Origin of the sequence: Sphaerisporangium sp. B11E5, assembly GCF_039871875.1 — a bacterium.
Lineage (GTDB): Bacteria > Actinomycetota > Actinomycetes > Streptosporangiales > Streptosporangiaceae > Sphaerisporangium.
This window is the reverse complement of record NZ_JBDPMD010000010.1, coordinates 12,611-23,326: the sequence shown is the minus strand read 5'-3', so window position 1 is coordinate 23,326 and position 10,716 is coordinate 12,611. Positions and strand designations below refer to the sequence as shown.

At 66.6% G+C, this 10,716-nt stretch carries 5 protein-coding genes and 1 tRNA gene; 5 read left to right on the top strand and 1 reads right to left on the bottom strand.

What is annotated here, in order from left to right; translation table 11 throughout:
• Positions 1-177 precede the first annotated feature (177 nt).
• The 4 genes from ABGB17_RS12570 to ABGB17_RS12555 are packed head-to-tail and all read left to right on the top strand — an operon-like array spanning position 178 to position 8,498.
• Positions 178-1,761 (top strand): DUF2397 family protein, encoded by a 1,584-nt coding sequence (locus tag ABGB17_RS12570; protein ID WP_347628739.1) that lies wholly within the window; start codon positions 178-180, stop codon positions 1,759-1,761.
• The gene (locus ABGB17_RS12565) at positions 1,758-3,068 is read left to right on the top strand and encodes a DUF2398 family protein (protein ID WP_347628737.1); all 1,311 of its coding nucleotides are present in this window, start codon (positions 1,758-1,760) and stop codon (positions 3,066-3,068) included. The genes ABGB17_RS12570 and ABGB17_RS12565 overlap by 4 nt, the downstream gene beginning before the upstream one ends.
• A 5-nt stretch (positions 3,069-3,073) precedes the next feature.
• A complete protein-coding gene (locus ABGB17_RS12560; protein WP_347628735.1) occupies positions 3,074-7,231 on the top strand; it encodes an SbcC/MukB-like Walker B domain-containing protein in 4,158 nt (1,385 codons plus the stop codon).
• Entirely contained in the window at positions 7,224-8,498 is a 1,275-nt protein-coding gene (locus ABGB17_RS12555) for a DUF2399 domain-containing protein (RefSeq protein WP_347628733.1), read from the top strand. Before ABGB17_RS12560 ends, ABGB17_RS12555 begins: the two co-directional genes overlap by 8 nt.
• A gap of 258 nt (positions 8,499-8,756) precedes the next feature.
• Here the strand turns inward: ABGB17_RS12555 and ABGB17_RS12550 are convergent.
• Positions 8,757-8,830 (bottom strand) — tRNA-Arg (locus ABGB17_RS12550).
• Between the two features lie 1,084 nt (positions 8,831-9,914).
• Between ABGB17_RS12550 and ABGB17_RS12545 the strand changes: the two genes are divergently transcribed.
• A complete protein-coding gene (locus tag ABGB17_RS12545; protein WP_347628731.1) occupies positions 9,915-10,715 on the top strand; it encodes a phosphotransferase in 801 nt (266 codons plus the stop codon).
• Position 10,716: the final 1 nt, after the last annotated feature.

Here is a 10,716-nt window from a genome sequence, read left to right as displayed (position 1 = left end):
TCATTCTTGGTTCCCAAGGGCGACCTGCGCTGCCTGCCAGTGAACCGTATAACTCGAAGAGCGAACGAAATTTGTCGGTCCGGCAAAGTACCTTGAGTGACCGACGCACCTCACTACGAATACCCGGTGATGGGTAGGCCATCGCCGCGTCATCGCCACTGCGGTCAAGGAGAGCGGATGGGTGAGGCAACTGGTAACCGCGTAGGCTCGATCGGGGCCGAGTTCGAGGTGACCGTGACCGACTCGCGTCGGGCGGCTGCATATCTCGTCGCCCCGGAGTCCGATGAGTACGTCGCAGTCATGCGAGTACTCGAAGCGTCGATCACGGACTTGACCCCTGCAGAGGTGGCTCAGGCATTGCGTGCGGCAGGTACGCCGCTCGAAGAGCGAATCGTCCAGACACGGCTGGACAAGCTGCGCGAGTGGGCGGCCGCGTCTGCGCGTACAGACACCAGCCGAATACTGCGTCACGCCGATCTGCTGGCTCGTAATTGGCGTTGGACGGCGACTCCTGCCGGCCGGCAGGTGCAGAGGTTCTACTCCACGGTGCTCGCCGGCACGCCGGCAATGCGCGAGATTCCGTTGTCCAGTCTGGCCCGCGTCGTCGCCGCGCTGGACGATCTCGTCGCGACTCTCCCCTCATGGGCACAGGACTCGGCGCAGGAAACCTTGGACGCGCCGCCCGAGCACATCGGCAGGCTGTTCACCAGCCACGACGACCTCGATGCCGCTCTCGTCGGGGCCGAAGACACCCTCGCGACCCTTGCCGACCGTTTCGACCTCGACGATGAGGCGACAACCGAACTGAAGCAACTTCTGGTCGAATACGCGACCCGAGTAGCCGCCGAGCTCGAAACCGGTTCAGCCCGTGCGCACCGTGCACTGACCACCCTGCGGCCGCATTTCGACAAGCTCGCCGAGCTGGCAGTCAATGCCTCTGAGGCTCGCGCCTTGATCGATCGAGGTGCGTTGACCGCGTCTGGCGGCGGACGGCGCGGCGACTGGGATGGGCTGCTGGCTTGGTGTGATCCGCACGCCGGACGAGCGGCACGATTCGCTTTGCGACTGGTCAGGGCACTGCCCGGCATGCACGCCAACCTGCGTCGCCTGCATGCCTCGTCGTGGACGGCCACCGGTCGCGCGCGAGCGCTGCAGCTCGCCCGTGCGTGCCTGGATCCCCGCTTGGGACCAGCGGTGTTCATGGCCGCGGTGGGTGATCACGCATGGCGCAAACTGTACGGCGAGGCCGACGACGAAGACCTGCTCCGCGTTCCGTCATGGCGCGATGGGCCGACTGTCACCGTGCCCGAGTTGCTACGTGCGACGGGGCGCACAGGCGCCCGAGGCCGTCCGCCTGCTGCCCGCGACGACACCGCCGCGCGCGCCGAGATCGAGGCACGCCGGCGGGAGCGGGCCGCTGCCCACACGGACGCGCTGCATGAAGTGCTCGCGGCCGCACCAGGTGCTCAGCTCTCGGCGGACGCGGCCCGGCTGGCGCTCGCCGCGCTGATGGCCGCGAGCCGGGGGACGGCCGGTGACGCGAAACGGACCCGGCGTAGTGCGCACCGTGACGGTCTTGCCTGCACGCTCTTCCATGTTCCAGGCCATGTTGGAGTGTTGCGCGCCCCCACCTGGCGCGTGTGGCTTCCGGGCAGGGCCGTGGTGTTCCACCCCGCGGGCACACGCGCCACGACACCGATCGTGAAAGGTGACGACGCGGACGCGGTCGCCCTCCGCCTGGTGAGGGGTGGTGCGGCATGAGTGAGGAACAGACGAATGCGGCAACGCCCCGGCAGGTACAAAAAAGCCGCAACCGACGAGCATGGTCGGTGGAGGCCGATGCTGAGGTGAGTGCGGCGCTGCGAACTCTCGCCGCCCAACCGTGGCTTGTGGCTGGGCGTGACGACGAAATGATCGCGGCTGTCCGCAGAAACCTCGACGCGGTGCGTGACACGTTCGCCCGGCTCGGGTGGCCGCTCGTTGTGGAGCGGGACATGGTCAGACTGCGCAAGTCCCCGCCCGTACGCCGTATCGCGTGGGCAGCGACAGCGCCCTCAGCGCTGACCTGCTCGTGGTTCTTCCTCCTTGTCGCTGCGGCCGAGGCCATGCCACCGAAAGTGGGCCTCGGCCAGTTGGTTACCGCCGCGCGCGCCGCGGCGGCCGAGGCGGGGCTGCCGGTCAGCAATGACCTCACCGAGCGGCGCGCCATTGCCATGGCGCTGCGGATGTTGGATCAGCGTGGCGTCGTCGAGGAAATGGACGGCAGCGTAGACAACTTTGTGCACGACGAGAACGCGCCCGTGCTCTTGGCTGTGCACCACACCTGGCTCAGCCACGTGATCGCCAATTTCGCCGACGCCGACCCGAGTGCTGACCCGGCGGGCTGGCTCGCCCTCGTCGAACGGGAGCCTGATGCGGCTCGCCGAATGCGCAGGCGGTTGGTCGATGACACGCTCGTACATGTCGCCGACCTCGACGAGGCGGAGTCGGATTGGCTATCACGACGGTTCCGCGGCGATGACGGAGAACCGCTGGCGGCCGCTTTCGGACTGCATCCTGAGCGCCGTGCGGAGGGCGCGGCATTCATCGTGCCTAGCGATGCGTTCCGGTATCCGTATGAGCTGGGCCCGTTGCCGTTTCCGACACCGGGTACGACGGGTCACGCCGCACTGTTGTTGTGCGACGCGGCGGCGCTCCACGGAGCCCGGGCCACAGACCGCCCGGGATGGCGCTGCCTTCCGGAGTCGGTCGTCATCTCGCTGCTGCGGCGGTGGGGCGGACAGTTCGGGGCGGGGCGCGGAGGGTGGGCGCGGGAGGACGTCGACAACCCGGCGGGTCTCGCCGAGAAGGTTCGTGGGCTTCTGAGCGGTCTCGACCTGCTCCGTACGGACTACACGAGCGGCGCCGGCGATCAACACGGTGAGCCGCAATGGTGGTTCTCGCCAGCGGCAGGGCGCTGGCATCCCGAACCCTCCGCGGGTGCCGTTGCGGGCACGTGGATAACGCCCGCTGGTGAGCAGGAACGCCCCTTCAACCCGTCACACTCCGCCGACCCCACGGAGGACTGAGCCTCGTGTCCCCTGATTTGCCCATACCGCTGTTCGACGAGCAGGATCTCGTGCCACCCGCCGGTCATCTCGAGCGGTTCGGCACACGCTGGCGGCTGGTGAGCGCAGGGTTGTCGAACGTGTGGCGCTACGGCGACCTCGTCCTCGACGCAGCCTCCGGGCGTCTGTTGCTGCGTGGCCCGAACGGCACCGGCAAGACCACCGCACTTGAGGCACTTTGGCCCTATCTCCTCGATCTCAACGCGCACCGACTGGTGGCGGGCAAGGCCCGCACCACGTCGCTGAGTTCGCTGATGAGGGAGGGCACCACGGGAAAGCGCCGCTATGGATATGTGTGGATGACACTCGCCGGTCCGGGCAGTGAGGGCACGCATAGTTTCGGAGTGCGTTTGCAGTTCTCGGCAGGCGCCTCCCCTGCGGTCAAGGTCATACCCTTTGCTGTTCCCGGTGCGCCGATCATTGACTTTCCTCTCTACGAGGCAGGCCGCGCGCCCTTGATGCTCGAGCGGTTCGCAGAGATCGTCACGGCCGCCGGTGGGCAGATTTTTGAGGACGAGGACGCTTATGTGATGCATCTGGCCGCACGCGTATGGCGCACGACTGCTCCTCAACTGCGTGATCTTGCAGAGCGGATTCGTGCGGTCCGCAATCCGTCCCTCCTCGGTGAGGTGTCACCGCGCGCCGCCGCCGACGCGCTACGCGAAGCACTGCCTGGCGTCGCCGAAGACATCGTCATCGCAACCGCAGAAGCACTCGCCGAGTCCGACGCGACTCGCGACGCGTTCAACCGTGACAGCGAGGCGGCTGACGTGCTCGAGGAGTTTGCCGCCACCTGGGCCGGGCATGTCGCGTCCGTTATCTCCGACGCCCATGCCGTCGCGTCCGAGGCGGCAGACGCGGTCGTCCACGCTGAGGGGAAAAGTCGCCGCCTCGAGAGCAGCCTGGCCACTGCCCAGGAGAACGAGAGCGAGGCTCGGCTGACAGAGGCAAACCTGAAAGAGCGTCTGCGGGACGTGAATGCTCGCATCGAGGCGCTCGAAGCCAACGAGCACTACAAGGCCGGAGAGAGGATCGGTGACCTTGACACGCTCCTCGTCAGCCAGAGAAAGCACGCCGAAGCCGCCATCGCCCGGTTGAAGACCGCAGGGATGACAGTGCGTGACCAGACCATCTCGCTGACGGCTCGGCTGGACGAGCTCACCACTGACCTCGACGAGCACGTGAGCACTGTCAGCAGCGTGGACACCACCGCGAACCTCGATAAGCCGATATCGACGTGGTCTTCCACACCGCAATCAGTCGTTACGATCGCTGGCACCACGGTCGACCCCGGGCCGAAGTTGGTTGTGGACGCAGACCCTCGCCAATTAGACGCCACGGCAGAGCGATGGACGAAGCTGGCTCACACACATTCCGCCCGAGCGGGTGACGCCCAGCTTGCGCTCTCCGACTTCGAAAGAACGGTCCAGCCGGTCCTCAGCACCGCTCGCCGGGCGAAGGACGTCGCGCACAACGCCGAACTCTCCGCAGACGCTGGAACGCAGAAAGAGAGCCAAGCCACGGCGGCGGCTCATCAAGCAGCCCACGCGCTGCTCGATGAGCTTGCCGAGTGGCCGACCACCCAGAGTGATCTGTATCCCGAGCTGGCCGAGGGTGACATCGGGATCACCTTGTGGACCATTGGCGACCTCGACGACCTGCGGGCCGCCGAACCGGGGCAGATTCTCGATGAGGCGCGCAGTTGGCGCCTGCTTGCTGCCGATCGCGGCGCACGGGCGCGTGCCACGCTACTCGAACGGCGACGCGGTCTCCTCTCAGACGCTGAAAGGCTGATCACAAACGCCACCGCTTGCCGCAAAGAAGCGATCAAGCTTCGATCGGGACAGCTGCTGCCTTTGCCGCGGCCATCATGGCTGACCGCCAGTGACGACAGCAGGGCTTTCGCAGCAGCGTTGGAGTGGGTCCCAGGGTTCTCAGACTCGCGCGCCCGAGCCCTGATCGAAACCGCTCTTGCCGCATCCGGTCTGCTCTCGGCCACCCTCACTAACGAGGGTACGGTTACCAGTGCCTGGCAGGTTAGGCCTGGGGGACCACCCGTCCCCCACAATCTCTCCGCCGTCCTCGCGGTCGACGGCAAACATCCGCTCGCCGATGTCGCCACCGCAGTGCTCAACCGCATCGCACTGCACCCGACGGTGTTCGGTGGCTGGGGAGACGGTGCGGCACTGACCATCGGTCGTGACGGAACGTTCCGTACTGGGCAGTTGTTCGGCCGTGCTCCCGGTGCCGACGATCCTGGCCTGCTACCACTCGCGCAGCATGTGGGCGGTGTCCAGCGCCGTGCCGCAGCCCTCGCGCGTGCCGGCGAGCTAGATGGAGAGGCGGCCGCACTTGATGAAGCGGCGGCCGGTATACGTGCGGCCGCCGATCGGCTGAGCCAGCGCGTCACCGAGATCGACGATCACGTCGTATCTTTCCCGCGCCTGGACAGGCTGGAGGAGCACGAAGCGAAGCGGGTTTCCGAGGCCAAGGAGGCTGCTCGGCTTCGGACCGAGGCAGCAGAAGCCGAGGCAAAGTCCATCAGGGCGTCCGAGCACGCCACCGCACGGCGACGCGAATGGGCCGACCGCACAAGCGCCCGTTCCCTGCCTATTGATCTGGACACGTTGGCCAGGCTTCACGCTGACTCGATGACTGCGGCGAAGACGTTGAATACCGCTGCGGCGGCAGTGAAGGGACGGCTGCGACCACGGCTGGAGCGATTGCTCGCCGAAATTGAACGCCTCGATGAAACGGTCGTGGCCTTGCCACGGTTGCGCTCGGATGCCCAAGGAGCATACGACGCAGCAAAGTCGACCGCAGAGAAGCTTCGCGTGCTTCGCGAGACCATCGGTCAGGCCGCGCGAAAGGCGCATGACGACCGCGCCGCCGCCTGTGCGGAACGTGACCAATTGCAGGCGCAAGTCGACCCAGCACGTGAGCTGGTGGAGGAAGCGTCGAAGGATGTGGCCCGGCTGGGTGAGAAGCTCAAGGCAGCACGAGGTGTTGAACAGGCCGCACGGCCGGCTGCCAAAGCGCGACATGACGAGTTACAGGCGCTACTCGCCGCGCCGGGCGTCGCCGAGGTGCTGTTCAGGCAGCCCCACGTGGACATGTCCGCGGAAGAGAACATTCTCGACATGGTCACCGCCGCGCTGACAGGTCGCCGAACCTACAGTCGGAAGACTCTGCGAGAGCGCTACGACTCCGCCCGAGCTGCGCTGGCCGGCATATGGACGCTGGACCCCGCCGACAGCTACGGGCAGCTGGACACATTCGTACTGACCCACGATGACATGTCGTTCACTCCGGTATCGGCTTCCCGCCGAGCACAGGAGCTGAAGGCGAAGGCCCAGGCCGCGCTGGATGCCGCTGAGGAGTCCGCGCTGCGGGACTTCGTCGTCGGCCGGCTCCCTTCAGCAATCGGAACCGCGTGGACCCGCATGCATGACTGGGCAGACGACGTCAACCGCAAGATGCGGTCCGCGGCGGCGTCGTCCGGAGTTGCGGTCCAAGTCCGTGTCCGGCTTTCCGACGATCTTTCGCCAGCCGTCCGTACCGTATACGAGCTGGCCTGCAAGGTCGCAGACGCCGACCGAACTCCCGAGCAAAAGACCTTGGTCGGGCAGGCCCTGCAGCAGCTCATCGGCGCGGCGGATGGAGAGTCGATGGCGGACAGGCTCTCCTCCGCTGTCGATGTCCGCGGATGGGTTGATGTGCACTACGAGGTGACGCGTCCCGGCGGCAGCGCCCAGCGGTGGTCGTCGCGGACAGGTCTGTCCGGTGGAGAACGCCGCTTGGTGGTGCTGGCGCCGATGATCGCGGCAGTGGCTGCCGCCTACGACCGCCTTGTCCAGCACGGGCTGCGGCTGATCGCCCTCGACGAGGTGCCTGCGGAGGTCGATGAACGCGGCCGGGAGGGGCTGGCACGGTACCTGGCCGAACTCGACCTGGACCTAATTTGCACAAGCTACCTTTGGGACGGCGCGCCCGGCGCCTGGGACGGCATCGACGCACATGATCTGGAGGCGGGCAGCGACGGGACGGTTGTCTCATTCCCCATGCTGATTCGTGGGATGCACGGTCTGGCCAGCGATCTGACTCCAGAGGCGGATCATGAGTGACTGTCCCTATTGCGCAGGCGAATGCGCCGACACCGACCTGGCCCCACTGATCACTCACGAGCTGCACTGGCTATGGACAGCGATCGGGAAGGCCGCCGACCGGCGTGGTGACCCTGCTCTGACACAGGGGTCTTTGGCCGTCACGGCGCCTCAGCAACCAGCTGCTCGCGCGGCCGCAATTGGTTTGCTCGGCGGGTCCGTATTGCGCGCGGGGCAGCGTCGCACTGTAGACCTCGAGGCCCTCACCGCCCGAGTGCGTGTGAGAGGCGAGGCGCTGACACCCGGCACCGTCGCTGCCCACGCGATGCGCCGACGCCTAGCGACAAGTGCCATGGCGAAGCGAACCCGCGAGGAGTTGCTAGATGCCCTGCGCGGCGATCTCGATCGCGCGCTCGAGCGGCTACCCGAGCACGTGCATGCACGGGTTGATCTACCCGAAGCATGGTCACGGTTGCGAATGCGAGGCTGGCTGGCCCGACTCGCGGCACACCCCACACCGAGACGTCTGATAGCACAGGCCACCGCGGTCCTGGCCGCGCTACCCCCGCCAGGACGGCGATCCGATCGGCGGACACTGGTGGCCGGCGACCCGCACGCGCTCGACGACGGTACCCCACTGGCCGGGCTAGTGCTCGCCCTGGTCAATGCCACCGGAACAAGGCGGCGCGAAGCATGGGAAGCATTGGGGGTCGACTACGACGACGTGACTGGCGGTCTGATCTCCATAGGTATTCACCCCGAGGGATGGACATTACCTCCCGACGCCGTCGTGACCATACCCCCGCGCGAACTCGCTCGATCGATCTGGCCTGGGCCCCCGACAACCGACACCTGGGTGTTCGTGACCGAGAACCCATCCGTGGTCACCGCCGCAGCCGGGCTGGCAGCAACGTCGCCTCCCGTCCCGGTGCGGCTACTGTGCACGGTCGGCACGCCGTCGACACTAGAGGTGAATGCCGTAGCCGCGCTTGCCCGAAACGGATGGAGGGTGGCGGCGCGCGCCGACTTCGATTCAGCGGGACTGGCGCACATGCGGGCGCTGTTGTCCGTGTGCCCAGCCGCTGTGCCATGGAGGATGCGTGTCGCGGATTACCTGGCGTCGGTAGGAATCCCGAGCGAAGACACGCTGTCAGCCATCGACGAGGCGGACACGCCATGGGATCCGGCCTTGGCTGAGGTGATGATCCGGACCGGCGCGCCTGCATTTGAGGAGTCGTTGCTGTCCGAGTTGCTCAACGATCTAGCGCGAGGCCGACCATGGCCGTGACGCCGCGACCCGGTTCGGCGATGATCGAATCCTGTTTAGGGTCCTAGCTCGCTGGCAGGCCCTTCCGCGTACCCTGGTTCCCTCCCGCGAACAAGCAAAAGGCTGCTCTGACCTGCGGAAACGTCGCGGACTTCATCCCGCGTATATCCCGTGAGGGGTGGCTCGGGGCTGCTTCGGGTGGCATCCGGCTGCGGGTTGGGGCACTCGCCGATCAAGAGAAAAGACCAGGTCAGCAAGGGTGCGACCTGGTCTGGAGGGCGCGCCCTGCAGGATTCGAACCTGCGACCGTCGGATTAGAAGTCCGGTGCTCTATCCGGCTGAGCTAAGGGCGCTGGGAGTGGGGGGGTGAACTGGGTGTTCACGGGTCATGGTGGAAGGTAGCATATCTGGTCAGCGGTTGAACAGTATCGGATTTGGGAGTGGGGGGTTGTGGTGCGGGCTCGAAGACGGGCGGTGGCGTCTACGCCTCTGTTGGAGTTGGTGGGGTCTTGGGAGATGGTGTTGCGGGGGGCGGGGCGGGCGCCGGGGACTGTGCGGAGTTACTTGGACAGCGTACGGGCGTTGGTTGGGTTTCTGGCGGAGCGGGGGGTGTCTGCGGATGTGGAGGGGGTGGGGGCGGAGGATGTTCGGGGGTTTTTGGCTTGGTGTGCTCGGGAGACTAGTGCGGGGAATGCGCATAAGCATTTTCGGAATCTTCGGGTGTTCTTTAACTGGGTGGTGAGTGAGGGGGAGCGGGTGGCTCCTTCGCCGGTGGAGGGGGTTGAGGCGCCTGAGGTGGGGGTGCGGGGGGTTGAGGTGTTGGGGGAGGCGGAGCTGGCTGCCTTGGTGGAGGTGTGTTCTGGGGGGGCTTGGGTGGATCGGCGGGATATGGCGATTATTCGGATCTTGATGGACAACGGGATGCGGGTGTCTGGGCTGGCGGGGTTGCGGTATCGGCCGGATGACGAGGGGCAGAATGATGTGCGGTTGGGGGAAGGGGTGTTGCGGATCGATCGGGGGGTGGGGGAACCGGCGCATCTGGCGCCTATCGGGGGGCAGGCTGTGGTGGCGATCGATCGGTATCTGCGGGCTCGGGCTCGGCATCCGCATGCTTCGTCGCCTTGGTTGTGGTTGCCGATGCGGGGGGTTACGGCTCGGGGTGGGGAGAGGCGGCTTACCGCGTCCGGGATTCAGCAGATTTTGGAGAGACGGGGGCGGGAGGCGGGGATCGCTGGGCGGCTGCATCCGCATCGGTTCCGGTACACGGTGGCGGAGGGGCATCTGGCTGCCGGGGGGGATCCGCTTGAGCTGATGAGGATCACGGGGTGGAGGTCTACTGAGATGGTGCGGCGGTTTGTTCAGGGGCGGGGTGGGGCGGGGTAGATCGGGCACTGTGCGACACGTGATCTTGGTGGGGTGGGGCTAAGGTTGGGTGGCATGTTTTCGCGTACGGCCGATGCGGAGATCGTGCTTGCTGGTGGGGATGTGACGGACGGGGTCGTGCGGGTGGGGGATACCGTGCGGCGGACGATGGGGCGGTCGGCGGGGGCGGTGCACGCGTTGTTGCGGCATCTGGAGGATGTGGGGTTCGAGGGGGCGCCTCGGGTTTTCGGGGTGGATGAGGTGGGGCGGGAGGTTCTTTCGTTCATGCCGGGGGAGGCGGGGGTCTGGCCGTTGCCTGCTTATGCGGTGCGGGATGACGTGCTGGGGGAGTTGGCGGAGTTGGTGCGGCGGTATCACGATGCGGTGGCTTCGTTTCGGGCGCCGGCGGATGCCGTTTGGGAGGACGGGTCGGCGGAGGACGAGGCGCCTGAGCTGGTGGGGCATTGCGATATCACCACGGAGAACGTGATATTTCGGGATGGGCGGCCTTGGGCGTTGATCGACTTTGACATGGCGCGGCCGGTGACGCGGCTGTACGACATCGCTACCACGGTGCGGCACTGGGGGCCGATCGCGGATCCGATCGATCGGGATCCTCGGCAGCGGGGGCTTGATGTGGGGGCGCGGTTGCGGCTGTTCTGTGACGCTTATGGGCTGGAGGCCGGGGAGCGGCGGCGGTTGCTGGAGGTCAGCAGGTTGCGGTTCGGGCGGTCGTACGAGTGGATGCGGGCTCGGGCCGTCCGGGAGGGCGGGGGATGGGCGCGGATGTGGGACGCGGGGGCGGGGGATCGGATTCGGCGGGCGGCGGCTTGGCTTGATGACAACTGGGATGAGCTTGCTTTTTGTCTGCGGTAGT